The sequence below is a fragment of the Actinomadura sp. NTSP31 genome (assembly GCF_041951385.1).
Lineage (GTDB): Bacteria > Actinomycetota > Actinomycetes > Streptosporangiales > Streptosporangiaceae > Spirillospora > Spirillospora napierensis.
The window spans coordinates 48,914-72,997 of sequence record NZ_JBGNUT010000002.1; the positions used below are offsets into that span (position 1 = coordinate 48,914).

The 24,084-nt window shown below is 72.9% G+C and carries 20 protein-coding genes and 4 tRNA genes; 18 read left to right on the top strand and 6 right to left on the bottom strand.

Translation table 11 applies throughout. The features are described from left to right. Nucleotides 1–181 precede the first annotated feature (181 nt). From ACA514_RS03060 to ACA514_RS03085, 6 genes are all read left to right on the top strand, one after another. Nucleotides 182–266, top strand: a tRNA-Ser gene (locus ACA514_RS03060). Nucleotides 267–270: 4 nt separating this feature from the next. Next, nucleotides 271–343 (top strand) — tRNA-Met (locus ACA514_RS03065). Nucleotides 344–365: 22 nt separating this feature from the next. Next, a tRNA-Arg gene (locus tag ACA514_RS03070) sits at nt 366–438 on the top strand. A 1-nt stretch (nt 439) separates the two neighbouring features. Then, a tRNA-His gene (locus tag ACA514_RS03075) sits at nt 440–514 on the top strand. A gap of 105 nt (nt 515–619) precedes the next feature. Next, nucleotides 620–2,491 carry a glycoside hydrolase family 3 protein gene (locus ACA514_RS03080; protein ID WP_375039427.1) on the top strand — a complete coding sequence of 624 codons (1,872 nt, stop codon included), beginning with the start codon at nt 620–622 and terminating at the stop codon, nt 2,489–2,491. 287 nt (nt 2,492–2,778) lie between these two features. Beyond that, on the top strand, nt 2,779–3,978 hold the full coding sequence (locus tag ACA514_RS03085) for an ROK family protein (RefSeq protein ID WP_375039428.1): 1,200 nt from the start codon (nt 2,779–2,781) through the stop codon (nt 3,976–3,978). Here ACA514_RS03085 and ACA514_RS03090 read toward each other — a convergent pair. The 5 genes from ACA514_RS03090 to pdhA form a co-directional block, all read right to left on the bottom strand. Continuing rightward, nucleotides 3,956–5,065 (bottom strand): AAA family ATPase, encoded by a 1,110-nt coding sequence (locus tag ACA514_RS03090; RefSeq protein ID WP_375039429.1) that lies wholly within the window; start codon nt 5,063–5,065, stop codon nt 3,956–3,958. The two genes, ACA514_RS03085 and ACA514_RS03090, sit on opposite strands and share 23 nt — an antisense overlap. Beyond that, nucleotides 5,062–5,703: a nicotinamide riboside transporter PnuC gene (pnuC, locus tag ACA514_RS03095; protein ID WP_375039430.1), complete on the bottom strand. Its 642-nt coding sequence runs from the start codon at nt 5,701–5,703 to the stop codon at nt 5,062–5,064. The genes ACA514_RS03090 and pnuC overlap by 4 nt, the downstream gene beginning before the upstream one ends. A 136-nt stretch (nt 5,704–5,839) precedes the next feature. After that, nucleotides 5,840–7,150, bottom strand: a complete 1,311-nt coding sequence (locus tag ACA514_RS03100; RefSeq protein ID WP_375039431.1) for a dihydrolipoamide acetyltransferase family protein — start codon at nt 7,148–7,150, stop codon at nt 5,840–5,842. Then, entirely contained in the window at nt 7,147–8,163 is a 1,017-nt protein-coding gene (locus ACA514_RS03105) for an alpha-ketoacid dehydrogenase subunit beta (protein ID WP_375039432.1), read from the bottom strand. The genes ACA514_RS03100 and ACA514_RS03105 overlap by 4 nt, the downstream gene beginning before the upstream one ends. An 11-nt stretch (nt 8,164–8,174) precedes the next feature. Then, the gene (gene pdhA, locus ACA514_RS03110; RefSeq protein WP_375039433.1) at nt 8,175–9,332 is read right to left on the bottom strand and encodes a pyruvate dehydrogenase (acetyl-transferring) E1 component subunit alpha; all 1,158 of its coding nucleotides are present in this window, start codon (nt 9,330–9,332) and stop codon (nt 8,175–8,177) included. 144 nt (nt 9,333–9,476) lie between these two features. Here pdhA and ACA514_RS03115 point away from each other — a divergent pair, with 144 nt between their 5' ends. Further along, complete coding sequence (locus ACA514_RS03115; protein WP_375039434.1) at nt 9,477–10,133, top strand: GntR family transcriptional regulator; 657 nt, start codon at nt 9,477–9,479, stop codon at nt 10,131–10,133. Nucleotides 10,134–10,158: 25 nt separating this feature from the next. On the opposite strand, the gene ACA514_RS03120 is transcribed toward ACA514_RS03115, so the two are convergent. After that, nucleotides 10,159–10,854: a GntR family transcriptional regulator gene (locus ACA514_RS03120; protein ID WP_375039435.1), complete on the bottom strand. Its 696-nt coding sequence runs from the start codon at nt 10,852–10,854 to the stop codon at nt 10,159–10,161. Nucleotides 10,855–11,018: 164 nt separating this feature from the next. On the opposite strand from ACA514_RS03120, the gene ACA514_RS03125 reads away from it, so the two are divergent. From ACA514_RS03125 to ACA514_RS03175, 11 genes are all read left to right on the top strand, one after another. Then, complete coding sequence (locus tag ACA514_RS03125; RefSeq protein ID WP_375039436.1) at nt 11,019–12,248, top strand: NRAMP family divalent metal transporter; 1,230 nt, start codon at nt 11,019–11,021, stop codon at nt 12,246–12,248. 13 nt (nt 12,249–12,261) lie between these two features. Continuing rightward, nucleotides 12,262–12,870, top strand: coding sequence for an allophanate hydrolase subunit 1 (locus ACA514_RS03130; protein WP_375039437.1), 609 nt, complete (start codon nt 12,262–12,264; stop codon nt 12,868–12,870). Then, nucleotides 12,867–13,772 (top strand): biotin-dependent carboxyltransferase family protein, encoded by a 906-nt coding sequence (locus ACA514_RS03135; protein WP_375039438.1) that lies wholly within the window; start codon nt 12,867–12,869, stop codon nt 13,770–13,772. The genes ACA514_RS03130 and ACA514_RS03135 overlap by 4 nt, the downstream gene beginning before the upstream one ends. Continuing rightward, on the top strand, nt 13,769–14,560 hold the full coding sequence (locus ACA514_RS03140) for a putative hydro-lyase (protein ID WP_375039439.1): 792 nt from the start codon (nt 13,769–13,771) through the stop codon (nt 14,558–14,560). Before ACA514_RS03135 ends, ACA514_RS03140 begins: the two co-directional genes overlap by 4 nt. A gap of 20 nt (nt 14,561–14,580) precedes the next feature. Beyond that, the gene (locus ACA514_RS03145) at nt 14,581–16,038 is read left to right on the top strand and encodes a cellulose binding domain-containing protein (protein ID WP_375039440.1); all 1,458 of its coding nucleotides are present in this window, start codon (nt 14,581–14,583) and stop codon (nt 16,036–16,038) included. 186 nt (nt 16,039–16,224) lie between these two features. Then, nucleotides 16,225–17,511, top strand: a complete 1,287-nt coding sequence (locus ACA514_RS03150; RefSeq protein ID WP_375039441.1) for an ABC transporter substrate-binding protein — start codon at nt 16,225–16,227, stop codon at nt 17,509–17,511. Further along, nucleotides 17,508–18,479, top strand: a complete 972-nt coding sequence (locus tag ACA514_RS03155; RefSeq protein ID WP_375039442.1) for a carbohydrate ABC transporter permease — start codon at nt 17,508–17,510, stop codon at nt 18,477–18,479. The genes ACA514_RS03150 and ACA514_RS03155 overlap by 4 nt, the downstream gene beginning before the upstream one ends. Continuing rightward, complete coding sequence (locus ACA514_RS03160; RefSeq protein ID WP_375039443.1) at nt 18,476–19,366, top strand: carbohydrate ABC transporter permease; 891 nt, start codon at nt 18,476–18,478, stop codon at nt 19,364–19,366. The genes ACA514_RS03155 and ACA514_RS03160 overlap by 4 nt, the downstream gene beginning before the upstream one ends. Beyond that, nucleotides 19,366–21,657: an alpha-xylosidase gene (gene yicI, locus ACA514_RS03165; protein WP_375039444.1), complete on the top strand. Its 2,292-nt coding sequence runs from the start codon at nt 19,366–19,368 to the stop codon at nt 21,655–21,657. Before ACA514_RS03160 ends, yicI begins: the two co-directional genes overlap by 1 nt. Next, a complete protein-coding gene (locus ACA514_RS03170) occupies nt 21,657–23,030 on the top strand; it encodes a GH1 family beta-glucosidase (RefSeq protein WP_375039445.1) in 1,374 nt (457 codons plus the stop codon). Before yicI ends, ACA514_RS03170 begins: the two co-directional genes overlap by 1 nt. Further along, nucleotides 23,027–24,061 carry a LacI family DNA-binding transcriptional regulator gene (locus ACA514_RS03175; RefSeq protein ID WP_375039446.1) on the top strand — a complete coding sequence of 345 codons (1,035 nt, stop codon included), beginning with the start codon at nt 23,027–23,029 and terminating at the stop codon, nt 24,059–24,061. The genes ACA514_RS03170 and ACA514_RS03175 overlap by 4 nt, the downstream gene beginning before the upstream one ends. The last annotated feature ends 23 nt before the right edge of the window (nt 24,062–24,084 follow it).

Here is a 24,084-nt window from a genome sequence, read left to right on the forward strand (position 1 = left end):
GTTCGGCAATATGGGCGTCGAACGGAACGAGGCCGGAAGGAGAGGGAAAGATGCGCCATCACCGAATGCACCGCAGCAGCCACTCCGGCCTCGGGAGCCGCAGCAGGACGTGACCATAGCGTCCTGACGCCGACCGCCCGAGCAGAACGGGCGGTCTTTTTGTTTTCCGAGAGCTTTTCCCGGAGGGTTGGCCGAGCGGAAAGGCAGCGGCCCGCTAAGCCGTGGTCGGGGGTCACCCTGCGCGAGTTCGAATCTCGCACCCTCCGCCGAGCCGGGCAGGGATGCTGGTGCATCCGGCGGTCTCATAAGCCGCATCAGGTGGGTTCGATTCCCGCGCCCGGTACGCACGACAACTGAAAACTCGAGTCTCCGTGGCGCAGAGGAGAGCGCGCCGGGTTGCGGACCCGGAGGTCGCAAGTTCGATTCTTGCCGGAGACACGGCGTCCGTGGTGTGGTGGTCTGCACGCCAGGTTGTGGTCCTGGAGGTCCTCGGTTCGATCCCGGGCGGTCGCCCTTTTGTAGGAAAATGCGGTGATTGTTGCGCCGGTGGCCGGCAGATATTGCCGGCCGCTGGCGTCCGCTTGCGCCGGAATTGGCCGCCGCCGGAAAAAACCTCCTCATGCACAGCTTCTCCGCGAAGGCGGCCCGGTTCCGGCTGCTCGCCCTCGGCCTGCCGGCGTTCCTCGTCCTCGGCCCGCCCGCCGTGCTCGCGCTCGGCGCCGGCGGCGCCGGGACGCCGGCCGGCGCGTCCGCCGTCCCCTACCTCGACCCCGCGGTGCCCGTCGCCGCCCGCGTGGACGACCTGCTCTCGCGGATGAGCCTGGACGACAAGCTCGGCCAGATGACGCAGGCGGAACGCCGCTACGTCACCCCGGCCGAGGCCGGAAGGTACCGGATCGGGTCGATTCTGTCGGCCGGGGGCTCGGCGCCGACGCCGAACACGCCCGCGGGCTGGGCGGACATGTACGACGCGTTCCAGAAGGGCGCGCTGTCCGCGCCGTTGCGCATCCCGATGATGTACGGGGTGGACGCGGTGCACGGCGACAACAACGTGGTCGGCGCGACCATTTTCCCGCACAACATCGGCCTGGGCGCGACCCGCGATCCGGCGCTCGTCCGCGATATCGGCGCCGCGACCGCTGAGGAGATGACCGCCACCGGCGTCGATTGGGATTTCGCCCCGTGCGTTTGCGTGGCCCGCGACGACCGGTGGGGCCGGACCTACGAGTCGTTCGGCGAGGTCCCGGAACTGCCGTCCGCCATGACGACCCTCATCGACGGCCTCCAGGGCGGAAAGCTGGGCGGGCCGTCCTCCGTCCTGGCGACGGCGAAGCATTTCGTGGGGGACGGCGGCACCGAGGGCGGACGCGACCGCGGCGACACGAAGATCTCCGAGGAGGAGTTGCGGGCGGTGCACCTGCCGCCGTTCCAGGAGGCCGTCCGGCGCGGGGTCGGCTCGGTGATGGTCTCCTACAGCTCGTGGAACGGCGTGAAGATGCACGCGAACCGGCACCTGATCACCGATGTGCTGAAGGGCGAACTCGGGTTCACGGGCTTCGTCGTGTCCGACTACGAGGGCGTCGGCCGGATCGGCGGGAAGCCGGACATGACCAAGGAGGAGGTCGCCCAGGCGATCAACGCCGGAATCGACATGGTGATGGTGCCGCGGAAATGGAAGGAGTTCATCGCCGACCTGCGCGCCGAGGTGAAGGACGGGACCGTCCCGATGGCGCGGATCGACGACGCGAACCGTCGCATCCTGACCAAGAAGGTGCAGCTCGGGCTGTTCGAGCGGCCGCTCGCCGACCGGAGCGGCCTGCGGACGGTCGGGAACGCCGCGCACCGCGCCCTCGCTCGCCGGGCGGTCGCCGAGTCGCAGGTGCTGCTGAAGAACGACGGCGTCCTGCCGCTGCGCCGCGGCGGAAGAGTCTTCGTGGCCGGGCGCGGCGCCGACGACATCGGCATGCAGTCCGGCGGCTGGACGGTCACCTGGCAGGGCTCGCCGGGCAGGACCACCCCCGGCACGACGATCCTGCAGGGCATCAGGCAGGCCGCAGGCAAGAGCTCCAAGGTCGCCTACGACCGGGACGGCAAGGGCGTCGACAAGTCGTATGACGCCGCCGTCGCCGTCGTCGGGGAGAAGCCGTACGCCGAGTACCACGGCGACCGCCCTGACGGCCTCGCCCTCGACGACGAGGATCTGAAGACCATCGACCGGCTGCGGGCGTCGGGCGTGCCCGTCGCCGTCGTGCTGGTCTCGGGCCGTCCGCTGGACGTCGCCTCCCGCCTCGGCGGCTGGAACGCCCTCGTCGCGTCCTGGCTGCCCGGCACCGAGGGCGAGGGCGTCGCCGACGTCCTGTTCGGCGACGCCCGTCCCGCCGGCCGGCTCCCGGTGACCTGGCCGCGCGACGGCGACCAGGAACCGATCAACGTCGGCGACGGCAAGAAGCCGCTGTTCCCGTTCGGCTACGGCCTCACCTACCGCGGCTGACCGGGCGCCTCCTTCGCCGACGGCCTCCAAGGGCGGGGCGGCGCCGGTCCCGTCCGCGCCGATGACGCCATGAAGCTGATGACGCCATGAAGCGGCATTATCTTCTCCAGTGGACCGGGCCGGGACCCGCATGCCCCGGAGCGGTCCACTCCGCGGGCCGCCGCGCGAATGCGGCAGGGGCCGCTCGCCGACCATCCGGAGGTTCTGGGCATGCACACGGGACGCGCCGCCGGGCCGACGCGGCCGGAGTACCGGTCGTCCTGCCGCGGGCGGGCCGGAGGGGCGGCGTGACCGAACGCTCGCTGCACGGGAACGACCCCTCGGTGCTGCGCCGCCTGAACGCCGCCGCCACCCTGCGGGAGCTGCGCGACGGCGGCGAGTCCACGCTGTCAGGGCTGGCGGGCCGCGTCGGGCTGTCGCGCCCCACCACCGAGGGCGTGCTCGGCGAGCTGATCGGCCGCGGCCTGGTCGCCGAGGTCGCGCCGCGCCCCGGCGCCGGCCTCGGCCGGCCCGCCCGCCGCTACCGGTTCCGCGCCGAGGCCGGCCACGCCCTCGGCATCGACATCGAGGCGGACCGGGTCCGGCTGCTCGTCGCCGACCTCACCGGCGAGGTCGTCGGCGGCCACCGCGCCCCGCTGGACCGGCACGGCCGCCCCGCCGGCCGGATCGCCGCCGTCCGCGCCGCCGTCAAGGAGTGCCTGGCCGCCGCCGGGATCGGCCGCCGGTCGCTGCGCGCCGTCGCCGCCGGAACCCCCGGCGTCGTCGGCCCCGACGGCGTCGTCACCCGCTGCGCCGTCATGCCGGGCTGGGAGGGCGTCGACCTCGCCCGCGACCTCGGCCGCTCGTTCCCGTGCCCCGTCCTGGTGGAGAACGACGCCAACCTCGCCGCGATGGCCGAACGCTGGCGCGGCGCCGCCCGCGCGGCCGACGACGTCGTCTGCGTCCTCGCCGGGCTGCACACCGGCGCCGGCGCGCTCATCGGCGGCCGCCTGCACCGCGGCCGCTGGGGCGCCGCAGGCGAGATCGGCATGCTGCCCGAGCTCGGGCTGCTCGACACCACCGCCGTCCTGGTGACCGGCGCGGGCCCGGGATCCGGGGCCTCCCTCGCCGGCCTCGCCTCCGCCGGTCCCGCGCTGGACGACGCCGGACGCGTGCTCGCCGCGGCGGGCCGCGGCGACCCGGCCGCGCTGGACGCCGTCGACCGGCTCGCCGCCCGGATGGCCCGCGGCGTCGCCGCCATCGCCCTCGCCCTGGACCCGGAGATGATCGTCATCGGCGGCCCGCTGGCCGGGGCGGGCGCGGCGCTGGTGGACGCGCTGCGCCGGCACGTCCCGCCGCTGTGCCTGAGCCCCGTCCGCATCGAGGCGTCCCGGCTGGGCGACGAGGCGATCGGGCTCGGCGCCGTCCGGCTGGCCCTCGACCGCGTCGACGAGGACCTGTTCCGGGTCGGCCCGGCGCGCGGCGCTACGGAACCAGCGGAGCGCTGAACGACCAGCCGCGCGTCAGCAGCGCGTCCACGGCCTCGACCGCGGCGGCGAGCCGCTCCTCGTGCGGGCCGGTCACGACGAGGTGCGGGAGGCCCCGCTTGTCCAGCTCCTCCTGGAAACGGCCCGACATCCACAGCCGGATCGACTCGCCGTCGCGCCAGCCGTCCTGCTCGAACGGCACGCCGTCCGGCGAGGTGAGGATCCACAGGTGGTGCGGGACGCGCTCGTGGACGGCCTCCGCGTCCGGCGCGGGCTTCCCGAGGTACCGCTCGTGCCAGAGCGCGGTGGCGAACGCGTCGGTGTCGCAGACCAGCAGCGGCGACCCGGTGCGCGCGGCGGCGTCCTCCAGCGCGGCGTGCCGTTCGGCGATGGCGGTGAACTCGGCGGACTCCCAGAGCAGGTCGTCCAGCCACAGCGACGGATCGCCGGACGCGCGCCGCGCGGCGGCCAGCTTCTCCTCGGTGAAGGTGCGCCCGTACTCCGGCACCCACCGGGTCGCCGCCCACACCCCGCCGCGCCCGGCGTAGTGCGCGGCGAGCGCGCGCGCCAGCGTCGTCGTGCCGGTCGACTCGGCGCCGGTCACCACGACGCGGCGCGCCAGGTACGCGCGGACGGCCGGCGACAGCCACTCCCAGTTCCCGACCGGGTCGGCGCGGACGGCCGTGCCGCTCACCGGGAACCGCTCGCGCGGCGGGTCCACCGGCACGTGGACGGCGGAGAACCGGGCCGCCAGCTCGGCTCCGTACGGCTCGGAGCTGAACACCGCGTCCACCGGCGGCACCGTCACACCGAGGCCCGACCGCAGCGCCAGGCCCGCCCGGAACGCCGCGACGTGCACCGACCAGATCTCGTCCGACCCGTAGTCGATCTCCGCGTCGTCCACCACCGGCACGATCTCCACGTGCGGCTGCTGATGCGCCTCCCGCAGCCAGGCGGTGCGCAGCGCCAGCGGGATGCTCTCCACGGTGGACGCCGCGACCACCACCGTCACCCGTGCGCACGCCGCGGCGGCCGTGTCGATCAGATGGCGGTGCCCCGCGTGCGGCGGATAGAACTTGCCGATGACGAGCCCGTGCTCGTAGGTCATGCCGCCACCGCGGCCGCCGCCCGCCGGAAGTCGCGGCGCCAGGCGACCAGGCCCGCGACGCAGAGCGCCAGGAACAGCACGTACAGCGCGCCGGTCAGCTTCAGCTCCTTGTGGAGGTACAGCGGGATGTAGATCAGGTCGGCGGTGATCCACAGCCACCACGACTCCAGCAGCTTGCGCGACTGCCCGTAGGTCGCCGCGAGCGACAGCGCGGTGGTCAGCGCGTCCCAGAACGGGACGGTCGAGTCCGTCCAGGCCGACAGCATCCAGGTCAGCAGCGCCGTCCCGGCCGCGCCGGCGACGGCGAGCGCCGCCCACTCGGTCCGGCCGGTGCGCCGGACGGGCAGCTCGTCGCGCCCGTCGCCGGCGTAGAGCCACACCCACCAGCCGTACAGCTGGAGCACGACGTAGACCACCTGGAGCCCGGCGTCGGCGTACAGCCCGCCGTCCAGGAACACCAGCCCCAGCAGGACGACGTTGGCGATCCCGATCGGCCAGTTCAGGATGTTCTGCCGGACGACGAGCCAGACGTTCACCGCGCCGGTGGCGAAGCCGAGCAGCTCCGCCCACGTGGTGGGCACCGACCCGAGATGGAACGCCGGATCCAGCAGGGGACCCAGCGGAACGTTCACCGCCATCCGGCAATGATCACATGTCGCCAGAAGGACGACGAACGCCCGCGGCCCCGGTGACCTCCACGATCACCGGGACCACGTGCTCGCACCAGGCCGCTCAGACCAGGCCGCTCGGACCAGGCCGCTCAGACCGGGCGGCTCACGCCACGATCAGCAGCGGGTTCTGCAGCAGCTCGGCGAGGCGGGCGAGGAACTTCGCGCCGGTCGCGCCGTCGCAGGCGCGGTGGTCGACCGAGAGGGTCACCGCCATCCGCTTGCCCGGGACGACCTGCCCGTCGCGCACCACCGGCTCGTCGCGGACGGCGCCGACCGCGAGGATCGCGGCCTCCGGCGGGTTGATCACGGCGGAGAACGAGTCGACGCCGAACATGCCGAGGTTGCTGACGCTGAACGTGCCGCCGCTCATCTCCTGAGCGGACAGCTTGCCGTCGCGCGCCCGGCCGGCCAGCTCGCGCGTCTCCTGGCCGATCTGCGAGACGCTCTTGCGGTCGGCGTCCTTCACGACCGGGACGACCAGGCCGTCCGCGACCGCGACCGCGACGCCCACGTTCACCCGCTTGTGGAAGAGCAGGTTCTCCTCGGTGTAGGAGACGTTGACCTCCGGGTGCTCGCGCAGCGCGGTGGCCACCGCCTTGACGACCAGGTCGTTCACGCTGACCTTGGCCGGGGCGAGCGCCTCGTTGAGGGTGGCGCGGAAGGCCAGCAGCGCCTCGGCGTCCACCTCCCGGTTGAGGTAGAAGTGCGGCGCCTTCTGCTTGCTCTCGGTGAGCCGCCGCGCGGCGACCTTGCGGAACCGGTTCAGCGGGACGGCCTCGACGTCGGGGTCCTCGGCGGCCTGCGGCTTCGCGGCGGCGGGCGCGGGCGCCTGGGCCGGTGCCGCCGCGGCGGGCGCCGGGGCGGCGGCGGGCGCGGCCGGGGCGCCGTTGCGGATCGCGGCCTCGATGTCGGCGCGGACGATCCGCCCGCCCGGCCCGGAGCCGGTCAGCGTCGCCAGGTCGATGCCGTGGTCGCGGGCCAGCCGGCGGGCCAGCGGCGACGACGGCGGGCGGGACGCGTCGGCCCGGCGCCCGTCCGGCGCGGGGGCCGGGTGCGCGGCGGCGGGTGCGGCGGCCGGCGCGGGCGCGGGCGCGGGCTCGGGTTCCGGCGCGGCGGCGGGCTGCGCCGGCTCCGCGGCCGGGGCCTGCTCGGCGGCGGGCGCCTCGGGACGGGCGCCGCCGGCCGGGACGACCACGGCGATCGGGGCGCCGATCGCGGCGGTCTCGCCCTCGCCGACGAGGATCTTCTCCAGCACGCCGGCCTCGTAGGCCTCGTACTCCATGACCGCCTTGTCGGTCTCGATGTCCACCAGGACGTCGCCGACCGCCACCTCGTCGCCCGGCTGCTTCTGCCAGGAGCTGATGACGCCCTCCTCCATGGTGTCGGAGAGGCGCGGCATGAGGATCTCGGTCATCGGGCGGGCTCCAGCACGGGACGGCCGGTCGCGCGGAGCGTGTCGCGGACGGCGGTGAGCAGGGAGTCGGCGGACGGCAGCGCCGCCGACTCCAGGGACTTGGCGTAGGGCAGCGGCACCTCGGCCATCGCGACGCGGCGGACCGGCGCGTCCAGCCAGTCGAAGGCGCCCTCCTGGATCGTCGCGGCGATCTCCGCGCCGATGCCGTAGGTGAGCCAGTCGTCCTCGGCGACGACGGCGCAGCCGGTCTTGCGGACCGACTCGACGATCGTGGCGCGGTCCAGCGGCCGCAGGCTGCGCAGGTCGACGACCTCGGCGGACACGCCCTGGGCGGCGAGGGTCTCGGCGACCTCGGCGGCGACCCGCGCCATCCGCGAGTAGCCGATGATCGTGATGTCGGTGCCGGGGCGGGTGACGCCGGCGCGGCCGATCTCGGCGGGCTCGATCTCCTCCACCGGGGCCGGCAGCTCGCCCTTGGTGTTGTAGAGGGCGAGGTTCTCCAGGAACAGCACCGGGTCGTCGTCGCGGATCGCGGCCTTCAGCATCGCCGACGCCTCGGCGGGCGTGCTCGGCGCGACGACCTTCAGGCCGGGGATGAAGGAGTAGAACAGCTCGACGTTCTGCGAGTGGGTGGCGCCGAGCTGCTGCCCGCCGCCGCCCGGGGTGCGGATCACCATCGGCACGCTGGCCTGCCCGCCGAACATGCCGTAGATCTTGGCGGCGTGGTTGACGATCTGGTCCAGCGCGAGCAGCGAGAAGTTGATCGTCATGATCTCCACGACGGGGCGCAGGCCGAGCATCGCGGCGCCGATCGCGGCGCCGACGAAGCCCTCCTCGGCGATCGGGGTGTCCCGGACCCGTTTCGGCCCGAACTCCTTCAGCAGCCCCTCGGTGATCTTGTAGGAGCCCTCGAAGAGCCCGATCTCCTCGCCCATCAGGAAGACGTTCTCGTCGCGGAGCATCTCCGCGCGCAGCGTGTCCCGGAGCGCCTGGCGGTAAGTGACGGGTGCCATGGAACTGCTCCTCAGGAACTGAATACCGGGTCGGCGGGCAGGCGGCGGAGCTCGCCCGGGACCGGGGTGGCGTAGGTGTAGTCGAACAGCGTGGAGACCTCGGGCGCCGGGCTCCGGTCGGCGAACGCGGCGGCGGCGTCGATCTCGGCGGTGACCTCCGCGTCGAGGCGGTCGCGCTCGTCGTGCGACAGGATGCCCGCCTCCTGCAGCTCCAGCGCCATCCGGGCGAGGGGGTCGGCGGCCTTCAGGGCCTCCTTCTCCTCCTTGGACCGGTAGCGGGCCGGGTCGACGACGGAGTGCCCCTTGAGCCGGGGGCTCGTGGTCTCCAGCAGGTACGGCTTGCTCTCGGCGCGGGCGCGCTCGACGGCGACGCGCGCGGCGTCCCGGACGGCCACCGCGTCGGTGCCGTCCACCCGGACGCTCTCCATCCGGTAGGCGGCGCCGCGCCGGTACAGCTCGGGCTCGGCGGCGGAGTGCTCCACGGTGGTGCCCATGCCCAGCCCGTTGTTGATCACTACGAAGACGACCGGGAGGTCCCAGAGGCCGGCGATGTTCAGCGACTCGTGGAAGGCGCCGATCGCGGTGGTGCCGTCGCCCATGTGGCACATGACGACCTCGTCGCCGCCCTTGTAGGAGACGGCGAGGGCGGCGCCGGCCGCCAGCGGGACCTGGCCGCCGACGATGCCGTAGCCGCCGAGCAGCCGCGCCTCGGCGTCGAACAGGTGCATGGACCCGCCCCAGCCCTTGGAGACGCCGGTGGAGCGCCCGTACAGCTCGGCCATCACGCGCTCGGCGGAGATGCCCTTGGCCAGCGCGTAGCCGTGCTCGCGGTAGTTGGTGAACAGGTAGTCGCTCGGGCGCAGCGCGGCCATCAGGCCGACGACGGTCGCCTCCTCGCCGAGGTTCAGGTGGCAGTAGCCGCCGATCTTCGCCTCGGTGTAGGCGCGGGCGGCCCGCTCCTCGAAGCGCCGGATCAGCAGCATCTGCCGGTAGTAGCCGACCAGCGTCTCGGCGCTCTCCGCCGGGGCGCCGGCCGCGGCGCCGTTCACCGTGCGCGCGGCACCGCTCTTCGCCGACGCGGCCGTCGGCCCGGAGGCCTCGGTGCCGCGCGCTCTCCGGGGCGTGCGAGCCGGAGCGGCCTTGGTAGCCGACCGTGTGGTCTCAGCCATCGGCGACCTTCCTTAGTCCGGGGGAACGCCGTAGGATCGCCACGACGCTCACCGATCATCATTGATCAATGATCGATCATATTCGAGTCTACCGGGTCGGGCGTCAAGACCCACTTACCGTCGCCCCGTCTAATATTGGCTCCCGTGAACACGCCCGTCCCCGCCCAGCTGCTGCGCACCGGGCTCGCCGACCAGATCCGCGAGTTCATCGTGGAGGGCATCAGCTCGGGGCGCTGGGAGCCGGGCGAGCGCATCGTCGAGCGCCGCATCGCCACCGAGCTCGGCGTCAGCCAGGGGCCGGTGCGCGAGGCGCTGCGGCAGCTGGAGGCGCAGCGGCTGATCGAGTCGCTGCCGAACCGGGGCGCCCGCGTCCGGGAGTTCACCGAGCAGGACCTCGCCGAGATCTTCCCCGTCCGCGCCGGGCTGGAGCGCACCGCCGCCGAGCTCGGAATGGCGCGCATCGCGGGCTGCCTGGACGCGCTGGAGCGGCGCAACCGGCAGCTGAGCGAGGCGGCGCGCGAGGGCGACCTGCACGAGCAGATGCGGCTCAGCATCGACTTCCACCGCGAGATCGTCGAGGCGGCCGGCAACCGGCTGCTGTTCTCGGTGTGGGAGGGCCTCGGCATCGAGCTGTGGACGACGCTCTCGCTGCGGCTGCACCACACCGAGATCTACTCCAAGTCGGCCGAGCACGCCGAGCTGATCGAGGCGTTCCGGCGCCGCGACCCGCGGGCGCCGCAGCTGCTGCACGACCACGTCATGAACTACGCGCCGCAGGCGCCGGAGGACGCCGCGCCGTGAGCCGCCCGGGCGGTGCCCGCGCGGGTCACTCCTGCTCGCGGTACGCCTTGGTGAGCTGCGCCTCCGCGTCGTCGAGGTAGGAGCGCAGCTCGGCCTCGGCGGCGTCCAGGTCGCCGCGTTCCAGCAGGTCGTACAGCCGCCGGTTGCGGGCGAGGTACGGTTCGTGGAACTCGCGCGGCGAGCCCATCTCATGGAAGACCAGGCGCATCTCGGCCAGCAGGTGCCGCGTCATCTCATCGACCCGGGGGCTGCCGACCAGCGCGGCGAGCGCCTGGTGGAAGCGGATGTCGGCGGTGCCGACCTGCTCCCAGACGTCGTCCTCGGCGGCGCGCTCGCCGTCGACCACGGCGGCCTCCACCCGGGCGAGCGCCTCGGACGGGGCGGACGGCGCGCACCGCACGCCCTCGCACTCCAGGATCCGGCGGACCCGGTACAGGTCGGCGAGCCCGTCGGCGGTGACGCGGCGGACGAACACCCCGCGGTTGAACTCGTGCACGAGCAGCCGCTCGTTGATGAGCAGCCGGAACGCCTCGCGGATGGTGTTGCGGGACACCTTCGCGGCGCGGCCGAGGTCCTCCTCGGGGATCCGCTGGCCGGGCACGAGGCGCCCGTCGGTGATCTGCTCGCGCAGCAGGTGGGCGACGCGGTCGGCGGTGCTGTGCCGGCCGATGTCGTCGCGGGCCGCCGCGATGGTGTCCAGCCACGACCCCTGCGCCGGCATCGGCCCGTCCTCCCACCGTGCGCGCGGCGCCGCCGGCCCGCGCGCGGAACTCCTACGGGCACCACCGTATCCCCTTCCCGGCAGAAATCATCAACAAGGGGATTGCTGGATTGTTGAACAATCCTTACGCTGTCGGAAAGCCCGACACCCCGGAAGGGGCAGCCATGACGGACACCGCCCTCGACCAGCCCCCGGCCCCGCCCGCCCCCGCCTCCCGCCGCGGCGCCCTGCTCGGCGCCATGTTCCTGATGGCCACCAGCGCCATCGGCCCCGGGTTCATCACCCAGACCACCTCGTTCACCGCCAAGCTCGGCGCCGCGATGGCGTTCGCGATCCTGGTATCGGTGCTGGTGGACATCGCGATCCAGCTGAACGTGTGGCGGATCGTCGGCGTCTCCGGACGGCGCGCCCAGGACCTCGGCAACTCCGTGGTGCCCGGCGGCGGCTACGCGCTGGCCGCCCTGGACGTCTTCGGCGGCCTGGTGTTCAACATCGGCAACGTCGCCGGCTGCGCGCTCGGGCTGAACGCGCTGCTCGGCCTGGACGTCAAGATCGGCGGCGCGCTGTCCGCGCTGGTCGCGATCGCGGTCTTCCTGATCCGGCGGGCCGGCGTCGCGATGGACCGGATCGTGGTGGTGCTCGGCGCCGTCATGATCGTGATGACGCTGTACGTCGCGGTGAAGTCGGGCCCGCCGATCGGCGACGCGCTCCGCCAGACCGTCGCGCCCGACCAGGTCGACTTCCTGGTCATCACCACGCTCATCGGCGGCACCGTCGGCGGCTACATCACCTACGCCGGCGCGCACCGCATGATCGACTCCGGGCTGACCGGGCCGGGCAACGTCCGCGAGATCAACCGCAGCGCCGTCACCGGCATCCTCGTCACCGCCGTGATGCGGGTGCTGCTGTTCCTCGCCGTGCTCGGCGTCGTCGCCGGCGGCGTCACCCTCGCCAAGGACAACCCCGCCCCGTCGGCCTTCCAGCACGCCGCCGGCGAGACCGGGCTGCGCGTGTTCGGCCTGATCATGTGGTCCGCCGCGATCACCTCGGTGATCGGCGCGTCCTACACCTCGGTGTCGTTCCTGGTGTCGTTCTCCGGCTGGATCGAGCGCAACCGCAACCGGCTCGTCGTCGCGTTCATCGTGGTCTCCACCGCGATCTACCTGGCGATGGGCACCACCCCCGCCAAGCTGCTGATCCTCGCCGGCGCCCTCAACGGGCTCATCCTGCCGTTCGGGCTGGCCGTGCTGCTGTGGGTCGCGGCCCGCCGCCGCGACCTGCTCGGCGGCTACCGCTACCCGGCCTGGCTGCTGCTGCTCGGCGTCGCCGCCTGGCTGCTCTCGCTCTACCTGGGATGGAACTCCCTGACCGGCATCAAGCACCTCTGGAACTGAGAGGGGGGAGGGGATGCGGATCCTGCCGGCCGGCGACCGGGCCCTCCTCGTCGAACTGCCCGGCCCGGAGGCGATGCTCGGCCTGTACGCGGCGCTCACCGCCGCCCCGCCGCGCGGCGTCGCCGACGTCGTCCCGGCGGCCCGCACCCTCACCCTGCTGCTCGACCCGTCCGCCGACCCCGCCGAGGTCGCCGCCGCCGTGCGCGGCGCGCGGCCCGGCGCGGCGGCCGGGTCCGCGGAGACCGTCGAGGTCCCCGTCGTCTACGACGGCCCGGACCTCGGCGCGGTCGCCGCGCTCACCGGGCTCGCCCCCGACGCGGTCGTCGCCGCCCACACCGGCACGCCGTGGCGGGTCGCGTTCACCGGGTTCGCCCCCGGGTTCGGCTACCTGGAGGGCGGGGACCCGCGGCTGGACGTCCCGCGCCGCGGAACGCCGCGCGTCCGGGTCCCGGCCGGCGCGGTCGGGCTCGCGGGCAGGTTCAGCGGCGTCTACCCGGTCGAGTCGCCGGGAGGATGGCAGCTCATAGGGCGAACGGAGGCCGTCCTATGGGACCTGGACCGCGACCCGCCCGCCCTGCTCAGGCCGGGGGTAAAAGTTCGTTTCGTCCGGAGGGAACCATGAAGCGCGGCCTGGACGTTCTCCAGTCAGGACTCCTGGCGACCGTTCAGGATCTGGGACGTCCGGGTCACGCGGCGCTCGGCGTGGGGGTGGCGGGCGCCGCGGACCCGGATTCGTTCCGCCTCGCGAACCGCGCGGTCGGCAATCCCGAGGACGCCGCCGCCATCGAGGTCACCCTCGGCGGGCTGCGCGTCCGATCCCGCGGGGGAGTGCTCGCGGCCGTGACCGGAGCACCCGCGCCCCTGACCGTCGACGGCCGGGCCGCCGCGCCCTACTCGGTCTTCCACGTGCCCGACGGCGCCGAGCTGCGCATGGGCACGCCCGCCGCCGGCCTGCGCAGCTACCTGGCCGTGCGCGGCGGCATCGCGGTCCCGCCCGTCCTCGGCTCCCGCTCCACCGACACGCTGTCCGGGCTCGGCCCGGCGCCGCTCAAGCCCGGCGACGTGCTGCCGGTCGGCCCGCCGCCGCGCGGGAACCCGCTGCTGGACGTGCTCCCCGTCGCGCCGCCGCCCGCGTCCGCCATCGAGCTGCGCGCGATCCCCGGCCCGCGCGCCGACTGGCTGGTCCCCGGCGCCCTGGACGTGCTGTTCGGCGCGCCCTACGAGGTGACCAGCGAGATCGACCGGGTCGGCATGCGGCTGGACGGCCCGCGCCTGGAGCACGCCGGGCGCGGCGAGCTGCCCAGCGAGGGGACCGTGACCGGCGCGCTCCAGGTCCCGCCGTCCGGGCTCCCCGTGCTGTTCCTGGCCGACCACCCGGTGACCGGCGGCTACCCGGTGATCGCCGTGCTGGCCTCCGCCGACATCGGGCGCGCCGCGCAGGCGCGTCCCGGGCAGCGGCTGCGGTTCCGCCCGCAGCCGGCCCCCGCCCTCGCAGGACCGCACTCCCGACAGGAGCGAACGTGACGAACCCCATCGACCCCGGCTCGCTGTCCCCGGACCAGGCCAGGGCGCTGTTCCGCGCCGGGCTGCGCGTCCCCACGGCCGGGTGGTGCTCCGGCTGGACGCAGGCCAACCTCATCGCCGTGCCCCGCGACCAGGCCTACGACCTGCTGCTGTTCGCGCAGCGCAACCCGAAGCCGTGCCCCGTGCTGGACGTCACCGAGCCGGGCGCGGTGTCGGCGCCGCTGTTCGCCGGCGACCTGCGCACCGACCTGCCCGGCTACATCGTGTACGAGGACGGCGAACCGGTCGCCGAGGTGCCCGCCGTCACCGACCACTGGCGCGACGACCTCGTCTGCTTCCTCATCGGGTGCAGCTTCACCTTCGAGGACGCGCTCCGCGAGGCCGGCGTCCCCGTCCGGCACATCGAGCAGAACACCAACGTCCCGATGTACCGGACGAACCGGATGTGCCGCCGCGCGGGCGGGTTCGGCGGCCCGCTGGTCGTCTCGATGCGGCCCGTCCCGGCCGCGCAGGTCGCCGACGCCGTCCGGGTCACCGCGCGGTACCCGTCCGTGCACGGCGCGCCCGTGCACGTCGGCGACCCGGTGGAGCTCGGCATCGACGACCTGGACGCGCCCGACTTCGGCGACCCGGTCGAGGTCCGGGTCGACGAGATCCCGGTGTTCTGGGCGTGCGGGGTGACGCCGCAGGCCGCGGTCATGGCGTCCCGCCCCAAGCTGGCGATCGGCCACGCGCCGGGCCACATGGCGATCACCGACGCCCGCGACACCCGGTACCTCGTGCCCTGAGTCCGGCATAGGCTGCCCCCATGCCCGAGATCGTCGCCCCGGGCGACCGGCTCGGGGAGCGCTACCTGCTGGAGGCGCCGCTGGGCGCCGGCGGGATGGCCACCGTCTGGCGCGCCACCGACCTCGTCCTGGACCGCGCCGTCGCGGTGAAGGTGCCGGCGGACGGCTGGCCGGAGGAGTTCACCCGCCGGCTCCGCCAGGAGGCCAAGGCCGCCGCCGGCCTCGCCCACCCGAGCATCACCGGCGTCTACGACTACGGCGAGGACGAGATCACCCCGCGCACGGGCCGGTTCGCCCAGCGGCGGCGCGTCCCGTACGTGGTCATGGAGCTGCTGGACGGCGAGACGCTGTCGGCGCGGCTGGCGCGGGGACCGCTGCCGTGGCGGGAGGCGGCCGGGATCTGCGCCCGGATCGCCGACGCGCTGGCCGCCGCGCACGCCGCCGGGATCGTGCACCGCGACGTCAAGCCCGCGAACGTGTTCCTGACCCCGCTCGGCGTGAAGGTCCTCGACTTCGGCATCGCGTTCACCGGCCCCCCGAAGTCCGCCGGGTCCGGCGGGCCCATGCTGGGCACCCCGGCCTACGTCGCGCCCGAGCTGCTCACCGGGACGCCGCCGGCGCCCGCGGCGGACGTCTTCTCGCTGGGCGTCGTCCTCGGCCAGGCGCTCGCCGGGGGCGCGCCGTCGCCGGTCGCCGACCCGCCGCCGGACGTCCCCGCCGAGGTCGCCGCCCTGGGCCGGCGCTGCCGGGACGAGGACCCGGCCGCCCGCCCGACCGCGGCGGAGGCGGCCCGCGTCCTGGCCGGCGCCGCCGGCGTCCAGCTCGCCGCGTTCCCGCAGCACGCCGGGGCCGCGGCGGTGGCCGGCGACGGCGAGCACCCTCCGACGCGCGTGCTGGACGAGCCGCTCCCGGAGCCGTCCGACGCGCCCGCATCGAGCGAGCCCGCGCCCGAGCCCGTGCCCGAGCTCGCGCCCGCCCCGGGCGAGCCGCCGCCGGGCGGCCCTGTGCCGTCGCGCCGGCCGCTGGTCATCGCGGGCGCGGCGGTCGGCGCGCTCGGCCTGGCGGCGCTGCTGATCGGCGTGCTCACGCCGGACTCCTCGCCGAAGACGGGCGGCCCACCGAAGGGGCCCGCACCGTCCGAGAGCACCGCGACCGCGGCGGCGACCGCGTGCTCGGTGGCGTACCGGATCGACGGGTCGTGGCCGCAGGGCTTCCAGGCCACGGTGCGGATCACCAACCTCGGAAAGGCCCGGGTCGACGGCTGGCGGCTGGCGTTCGACTTCCCGGACGGCCAGTCGATCACGCAGGTGTGGAACGCCGGGCAGGAGCAGCGCGGCGCGTCGGTGACGGTCACCGCGGCCGGCTGGAACGCGTCGATCCCGCCGCGCGGGACGGTCGAGTTCGGCTTCCTCGGACGCTGGGACGGCGGCAACGGGCGCCCGACGCGGTTCGCCCTGAACGGCGTGGAGTGCCGCTAGCCGGCCCGTTCATGGGAGCGCTCCCAGAAAGTTCCCGCAGCTCACCGGCCATTTTCTGCGGTCAATCCTGATTGTCCTATTGTGCGGCGGATCGCCGAGGGCTTAGCATCCCGGTCAATCGAAGCGCTTCGACACCGTTCGACGGACACGACCCCACCCGGTCCCACCCCCGTGAAGGATCCCCCCATGTTCAAGGCAGGCAGGGGTGCGGCGCTGCTCGCCGCCCTCGCCACCGCGGCCCTGTCGCTCTCCGCCTGTGGCGGCGACGGCGGCGGCTCCGACGGCAAGGTGCTCAAGCTCTGGCACTACGAGGCCCCCGACAGCGCCATGGGCCAGGCGTGGAACGAGGCGATCAAGGAGTTCCAGGCCGCCCACCCGGGCGTCAAGGTGAAGTTCGAGGAGAAGGGCTTCGAGCAGATCCAGAAGACCGCGCCGATGGTCCTCAACTCCAAGGACGCCCCCGACGTCCTGGAGTACAACAAGGGCAACGCGACCGCCGGCACCCTGTCCAAGCAGGGCCTCCTCCAGGACCTCACCCCCGAGGTCACCAAGCGCGGCTGGGACAAGCTGGTCAGCCCCGGCGTCCAGGTCACCGCCAAGTACGACGCCAAGGGCACCATGGGCGGCGACAAGTGGTTCGGCGTCCCCAACTACGGCGAGTACCTGCAGGTCTACTACAACAAGGACCTGTTCAAGAAGAACGGCGTCAAGATCCCGACGACGTTCGCCGAGCTCACCGCCGCGATGGACGCGTTCGTCGCCAAGGGCGTCACCCCGCTGACCAACGCCGGCGCCGAGTACATGGCGCACCAGTTCGTCTACCAGCTCGCCCTCGACAAGGCGCCCGACCGCTCCTGGGTGGACGCCTACCAGCGCTACACCGCCAAGCCGGACTTCAAGGACGCCGCCTGGACCTACGGCGCCACCACCTTCTCCGACTGGGTGAAGAAGAAGTACGTCGCCAAGGACTCGGTGAGCAAGAAGGCCGAGGACGCGGGCGTCGCCTTCATGAGCGGCAAGTTCCCGATGATGTTCTCCGGCAGCTGGTGGTTCGGCCGGGTCGCCAAGGAGGCCAAGTTCGACTGGGAGACCGCGGTCTGGCCGGGCGCGAACATGACCCTCGGCTCCAGCGGCAACCTGTGGGTCGTCCCCAAGGGCGCGAAGAACAAGGAGCTGGCCTACGACTTCATCGACATCACGATGAAGAAGAAGGTCCAGAACATGCTCGGCAACCTCGGCGGCATCCCGGTCGCGGCCGACTCCTCGGCGATCACCGACCCCAAGGTCAAGAAGCTCACCGACGACTTCACGGCCCTGGCGCAGAACAACCGGCTCGCCTACTACCCGGACTGGCCGGTCTCCGGCTTCTACGACGCCTGGGTCGCCCAGGTCCAGAAGATCATGAACGGGACCGCGCCCGGCGAGGCGCTGGGCGCGCTGCAGAAGACCTACGAAGACGGCCTGCCCAAGTGACGACGCACCACGAGGCCGGGAAGGGACGCGGCGCCGCCACCGGCGCCGCGACCCGCCCGGCGGGACGCGCGCGGGCGCGCGAGCAGCTCGGGTACCTGCCCTACCTGCTCCCCGGGCTGCTGCTGTTCACCGCCGTCATCGGCGTGCCGTTCCTGATGAACATCGGGACGAGCTTCACCGAGTGGTCCGGCGTCGGCAGCCCGTCCTGGATCGGCCTCGACAACTACCGGGAGCTGGTGAAGGACGGCGAGTTCTGGGCCTCGTTCCGGCACAACGTCCTGGTCATCATCGGGATGGCGATCGTCCCGACCGCGATCGGGCTGGTGCTGGCCGCCGCCCTCACCGACCTGATCGACCGGCACTTCGGGTCGCGCGTCGCGGCCGTCCTGCGCGCCTGCCTGTACCTGCCGCAGGTCCTGCCGATCGTCATCGGCGGCGTGGTGTGGAGCTGGCTGCTGTCGCCCGACAACGGCGCGGTGAACACGCTGCTCGACGACGTCGGGCTCGGCTCGCTGGCGCACGACTGGCTCGGCGACCCGTCCACCGCGCTGTGGTCCGTCCTCGGCGTCATGGTGTGGATGCAGATCGGGTTCCCGCTCGTGGTGTTCATGTCGGGGCTCCAGCGCGTCGACCCGTCGCTGTACGAGGCGGCCGAGATCGACGGCGCGACGTGGGCGCGGCGGTTCTGGCACATCACGATCCCGCAGATCCGCCCGGAGATCTTCGTCGTGCTGCTGTGGACGACGATCGCGGCGCTCAAGGCCTTCCCGCAGATCTTCGTGCTGACCAAGGGCGGGCCGGGCGGCGCCACGAACGTCCCGTCGTACTACTCCTACGTCAACTTCTTCGAGAAGTCCGACGTCGGCTACGGATCGGCGATCGCGACCGTGCTGACGCTCGTCATCGTCGCGCTCACCGTCGTCTTCCTGCGGCTGCAGGGACGTGACCTGGGGGAGGAGGGGCGATGACCGTGACGATGACCAAGCCCGGCGCCCCGGCGCGGGACCGGCGGGACGCTCCGCGCCGGCGCCGCCGCCGCGGCCCGTCGGCCTACGCGGTGCTCGTCGCACTGATCGCGCTGGCCGGGGTCATGCTGATCCCGTTCCTGGTCGTGGTGTCCAACGCGCTGAAGACGCCGCAGGAGTACACCTCCAAGGGGCCGCTCGCGCCGCCGTCCGGGTTCAACCTCGACGCGATCCGCGACTTCTGGGAGCGGGTCGACTTCGGGCACGTCCTGTGGAACAGCGTGCTCGTCAGCGGCTCGGTCGCGGTGCTGGCCGTCCTGCTGTCGGTGTTCAACGCCTACGCGCTCGGCATCGGCCGCATCAAGGGCCGCATCTGGCTGCTCGCGCTGCTGCTGCTCGCCAACACGCTGCCGCAGGAGGCGCTGGTCTACCCGCTGTACTACCTGGCCAAGCAGTTCGGGATCTACGACACCCGGCTCAGCGTGATCATCGTGTTCACGGTGGTGCAGAGCGCCTTCGGCACCTACCTGCTGTCGTCGGTGATGTCGGCGTTCCCGCGCCCGCTGCTGGAGGCGGCCCGCATCGACGGCGCGAACCGCTGGCAGATCCTGTGGCGGGTGGTCGTCCCGGTCGTGCGGCCGACGCTGAGCGTGCTGCTCGTCTTCTTCTTCGTGTGGACGTGGAACGAGTTCCTCATCCCCATGGTCTTCCTCATCTCCAACGAGAACCAGACGGTCTCCGTCGCGCTCGGCGTGCTGCAGGGGCAGCGCCTCATGGACGCCACCATGTCCAGCGCCGCCGCGCTCCTCGGCCTCCTCCCGACCGTCGTGTTCTTCCTCATCTTCCAGCGCACCCTGTCGCGCGGACTCACCGCAGGAGCCATTAAGTAATGAAGTTCAGTGACGGCTACTGGATGATGCGCGAGGGTGTGCACGCCGTTCATCCGGTGGAGGTCCTCGACGTCGCGGAAGGGCCCGGATCGTTCTCGGTCCAGGCGCCCGGGCAGCGGATCCGGCACCGGGGCGACCTGCTCAAGGGGCCGGTGGTGACGATCGACTGCGCGTCGCCCATGCCGGACGTCATCGGCGTCACGATCACCCATTTCGCGGGCACGAAGCGGCGCGGGCCGGAATTCGAGCTGGCCGCCGATCCGGCCGGCGACGTCCGGGTGGACGGCGACGCGGCGGAACTGACGTCCGGCGCGCTGACCGTCAGGGTCCGGCGCGGCGGGGAATGGGGCGTCGACTTCCTGGCGGACGGCCGGCGGCTGACCGGGACGGCGCCGAAGGCGACGGCGGTCATCGACACCGACGACGGCAGGCACTACGTGCGCGAGCAGCTCGATCTGGGCGTCGACCATTTCGTGTACGGGCTCGGCGAACGGTTCGGGCCGCTGGTGAAGAACGGCCAGTCCGTCGACATCTGGAACGCCGACGGCGGCACCGCCAGCGAGCAGGCCTACAAGAACGTGCCGTTCTTCCTGACGAACGCCGGCTACGGCGTCTTCGTCGACCATCCCGGGCACGTCTCGTTCGAGGTCGCCTCCGAGGCCGTCGCGCGGACGCAGTTCAGCGTCGAGGGCCAGTCGATGCGGTACTTCGTCATCTACGGGCCGTCGCCGCGGGAGATCCTGCGCAAGTACACCGCGCTGACCGGGCGGCCCGCGCGGCTGCCGGACTGGTCGTTCGGGCTGTGGCTGTCCACCTCGTTCACCACCGACTACGACGAGGCGACCGTCTCCTCGTTCATCGACGGGATGGCGGAGCGGGACCTGCCGCTCAGCGTGTTCCACTTCGACTGCTTCTGGATGCGCGAGTTCCAGTGGTGCGACTTCGAATGGGATCCGCGGGTGTTCCCGGACCCGGCCGGAATGCTGCGCCGGCTCAAGGAGCGCGGCCTGAAGATCTGCCTGTGGGTCAACCCCTACATCGGGCAGCGCTCACCGCTGTTCGAGGAGGGCAGGGCGCGCGGCTACCTGCTGACGCGGCCGAACGGGGACGTCTGGCAGTGGGACAAGTGGCAGCCCGGCCTGGCGGTGGTCGACTTCACCAATCCCGAGGCGCGGGAGTGGTATTCGGCGAAGCTGGAGGCGCTGCTGGACATGGGCGTCGACTGCTTCAAGACCGACTTCGGCGAGCGCATCCCCACCGACGTCGTGTACCACGACGGCTCCGACCCCGAGCGGGCGCACAACTATTACACCTATCTCTACAACCAGACCGTTTTCGAGCTGCTGCGCAAGAAGCGTGGCGAGGGCGAGGCGGTGGTGTTCGCCCGGTCGGCGACGACCGGAGGGCAGCGTTTCCCGGTGCACTGGGGCGGCGACTGCGAGTCGACGTTCGAGGCCATGGGGGAGAGTCTTCGCGGGGGCCTTTCCCTCGGCGTGTCGGGGTTCGGCTACTGGAGCCACGACATCGGCGGCTTCGAGGGGACGCCCGATCCGGCGCTGTTCAAGCGGTGGATCGCGTTCGGGATGCTGTCCTCGCACAGCCGGCTGCACGGAAGCCATTCCTACCGGGTGCCGTGGCTGTTCGACGAGGAGTCGGTGGACGTCCTCCGCGACTTCACCAAACTGAAGATGCGGCTGATGCCCTACCTCTCTGAGGCGGCGCGGCAGGCCTGCGGCGAGGGCGTGCCGATGATGCGGGCGATGGTCCTGCAATTCCCGGACGACCCGGCCTGCACGCATCTCGAACGCCAGTACATGCTCGGCGACGATCTGCTGGTGGCGCCCGTGTTCTCCGCGGAAGGCGACGTCTCCTATTACGTCCCGGACGGCGTGTGGACCCATTACCTCACGGGCGAACGCGTGCACGGCGGACGTTGGGTGAAGGAGCGGCACGGGTTCGGCAGCGTCCCATTGCTGGCCCGTCCCGGCGCGGTCATCCCCGAGGGCTCGGTGGACGACCGGCCCGACTACGACCACGCCGACGGCGTGACGTTGCGGGTGTACGAGCCGTCCGACGGGATGCACGTCGTGACCCAGGTGGACGAGACGACGTTCACCACCGCGCGAAGCGGCGCGACCGTCCGCGTGACGGGCGAAGGGGCTTGGAACGTTCTGCTGGTCAACGCGCGGGTGTCCACCGTCGAGGGGGGCGACGCGTCCCATCATCCGCAAGGGGTTCTGGTCAAGGCGGCCGGTGGCGAACTCGTCATCACTCTGGAAGAGGAGAACTGATGGGATTCCCGGACGGATTCCTGTGGGGAACGGCGACGGCGTCCTACCAGATCGAGGGCGCCGCCGCGGAGGACGGCCGCACGCCGTCCATCTGGGACACCTTCAGCCGCACGCCGGGAAAGGTGCTGAACGGCGACACCGGTGACGTCGCCACCGACCATTACCACCGCTGGCGGGAGGACGTCGCGTCCATGGCGCGGCTGGGGGTCGGCGGCTACCGGTTCTCGATCTCGTGGTCGCGCGTCCTGCCGGAGGGGAAGCCCAACCAGAAGGGCCTCGACTTCTACTCGCGGCTCGTCGACGAACTGCTCGAGAACGGCATCGCGCCCGTCGCCACGCTCTACCACTGGGACCTCCCGCAGGAGCTGGAGAACGCGGGCGGCTGGCCGGTGCGCGACACCGCGCGCCGCTTCGCCGACTACGCCGAACGCGTCGGCCGGGTGCTCGGCGACCGCGTCGAGACCTGGACGACGCTGAACGAGCCGTGGTGCTCGGCGTTCCTCGGCTACGCGGCGGGCGTCCACGCGCCGGGACGCACCGACCCGGCGGACGCGCTCGCCGCCGCCCACCACCTCAACCTCGCGCACGGCCTGGCGGTGCGGGCGCTGCGCGGCGTCGTGCCGCCGTCCGCGCGGCACTCGGTCACCCTGAACCTGCACCATTTGCGCGGCGACGCGGAGGCCGTCCGGCGGGCCGACGCCGTCGCCAACCGGATCTTCCTCGACCCGGTGCTCGGCCGCGGCTACCCCGCCGACCTGCTCGCCGACACCGCGGGGATCACCGACTGGGCGTTCGTCCGCGACGGCGACACCGACGTCATCGCCGCGCCGATCGACGTCCTCGGCGTCAACTACTACTCGCCGACGCTCGTCCGCGTGTGGGACGGGGTGACGCCGCGCGAGAACGACGACGGCCACAAGCGGGGCGCCGCGACCCCGTTCGTCGGCTGCGAGGGCCTGGAGTTCGTGAGGCAGCCGGGCCCGTACACGGCGATGGGCTGGCCGATCGACGCGTCCGGGCTGGAGGAGCTGCTGCTGCGGCTGCACCGCGAGTACCCCGACACCCCGTTGATGATCACTGAGAACGGCGCCGCGTTCGACGACGAGGTGGTGGACGGCCGGATCCGCGACGACCGCCGCATCGCCTACCTGCGCGACCACATCGCCGCCGCGGAGCGCGCCTGCGACGCGGGCGTCGACCTGCGCGGGTACTTCGCCTGGTCGCTGCTCGACAACTTCGAATGGGCCTACGGCTACGACCGGCGCTTCGGGCTGATCCACGTCGATTACGGCACGGGCGAACGCACCTGGAAAGACAGTGCGTTCTGGTACCGCGACGCCATTTCCGCGTCGCCGGCATCGGACGCCAAGTGAACCGCTCGACGACGGGACGCTCCGTGGTCAAGATCACCGATGTGGCGCGGCACGCCGGGGTGTCGCCGAGCACGGTGTCCTACGTGCTGAGCGGCAAGCGCACGATCTCCGAGGAGACCCGGCGGCGCGTCCGCGACAGCATCCGCGAGCTCGGCTACCGCCCGCACGCCGGGGCCCGCGCCCTCGCCAGCAGCCGCTCCAACGTGCTGGCGCTGATGATCCCGCTGCGCTCGGGCATCGCGGTCCCCGTCGTCATGCAGTTCGCGATGTCGGTGGTGACCGCCGCCCGCCGGCACGACCACGACGTCCTGCTGCTGACCCAGGAGGAGGGCGAGGACGGCCTGCGCCGCGTCGCCGACAGCGCGCTCGTGGACGCCCTCATCGTGATGGACGTGCAGATGGAGGACCCCCGGCTGCCGCTGCTGCGCTCGCTCGACCGGCCCAGCGTGCTCATCGGGTTCCCGGCCGACGCCGGCGACCTGACCTGCATCGACCTGGACTTCCACGCGGCCGGCGCGGTCTGCGTGGAGCATCTGGCCGGGCTCGGGCACCGGGAGGTCGCGCTGGTCGGCTCGCCGCCCGAGGTGTACGCCCGGCAGACCGGGTTCGCGCAGCGGGTCGCGGACGGGTTCGGCGCGGCGGTCCGCGAGCACGGCCTGGCCGGCGGCGTCCACCCGTGCGAGGCGACCCCGGAGGCGGCCCGCGCGCTGGTCGCCCGGCTGCTCGCCGAACGCCCGGGGCTGACCGGGATCCTCGTCCACAACGAGCCGGTCGTGGACACGGTCGTGCGGGCGCTGCGGGCGAACGGGCGCGCCGTCCCGCAGGACGTGTCGGTCGTGGCGATCTGCCCGGACGAGATGGCCGAGCACGCCGAACCGCCGCTGTCGTGCGTCGCGATCCCGGCGCAGGAGGTGGGCGGGCGCGCCGTCGAGCTGCTGATGGGCAAGCTCGACGGCGGGACCGTCCCGGCCGCGACCCTGCTCCCGCCGACCCTGACCCCGCGCGCGAGCACCGCCCCGGCGCCGCGCTGACGACCCCGCCCGTCCCGCCCACC

Coding starts and splice junctions, on each gene's coding strand:
- ACA514_RS03080 (WP_375039427.1), top strand. CDS start 620: ATGCACAGCTTCTCCGCGAAGGCGGCCCGGTTCCGGCTGCTCGCCCTC.
- yicI (WP_375039444.1), top strand. CDS start 19,366: ATGAAGTTCAGTGACGGCTACTGGATGATGCGCGAGGGTGTGCACGCC.
- ACA514_RS03170 (WP_375039445.1), top strand. CDS start 21,657: ATGGGATTCCCGGACGGATTCCTGTGGGGAACGGCGACGGCGTCCTAC.
- ACA514_RS03130 (WP_375039437.1), top strand. CDS start 12,262: ATGCGGATCCTGCCGGCCGGCGACCGGGCCCTCCTCGTCGAACTGCCC.
- ACA514_RS03125 (WP_375039436.1), top strand. CDS start 11,019: ATGACGGACACCGCCCTCGACCAGCCCCCGGCCCCGCCCGCCCCCGCC.
- ACA514_RS03150 (WP_375039441.1), top strand. CDS start 16,225: ATGTTCAAGGCAGGCAGGGGTGCGGCGCTGCTCGCCGCCCTCGCCACC.
- pdhA (WP_375039433.1), bottom strand. CDS start 9,332: ATGGCTGAGACCACACGGTCGGCTACCAAGGCCGCTCCGGCTCGCACG.
- ACA514_RS03105 (WP_375039432.1), bottom strand. CDS start 8,163: ATGGCACCCGTCACTTACCGCCAGGCGCTCCGGGACACGCTGCGCGCG.
- pnuC (WP_375039430.1), bottom strand. CDS start 5,703: ATGGCGGTGAACGTTCCGCTGGGTCCCCTGCTGGATCCGGCGTTCCAT.
- ACA514_RS03100 (WP_375039431.1), bottom strand. CDS start 7,150: ATGACCGAGATCCTCATGCCGCGCCTCTCCGACACCATGGAGGAGGGC.
- ACA514_RS03135 (WP_375039438.1), top strand. CDS start 12,867: ATGAAGCGCGGCCTGGACGTTCTCCAGTCAGGACTCCTGGCGACCGTT.
- ACA514_RS03090 (WP_375039429.1), bottom strand. CDS start 5,065: ATGACCTACGAGCACGGGCTCGTCATCGGCAAGTTCTATCCGCCGCAC.
- ACA514_RS03160 (WP_375039443.1), top strand. CDS start 18,476: ATGACCGTGACGATGACCAAGCCCGGCGCCCCGGCGCGGGACCGGCGG.
- ACA514_RS03145 (WP_375039440.1), top strand. CDS start 14,581: ATGCCCGAGATCGTCGCCCCGGGCGACCGGCTCGGGGAGCGCTACCTG.
- ACA514_RS03120 (WP_375039435.1), bottom strand. CDS start 10,854: ATGCCGGCGCAGGGGTCGTGGCTGGACACCATCGCGGCGGCCCGCGAC.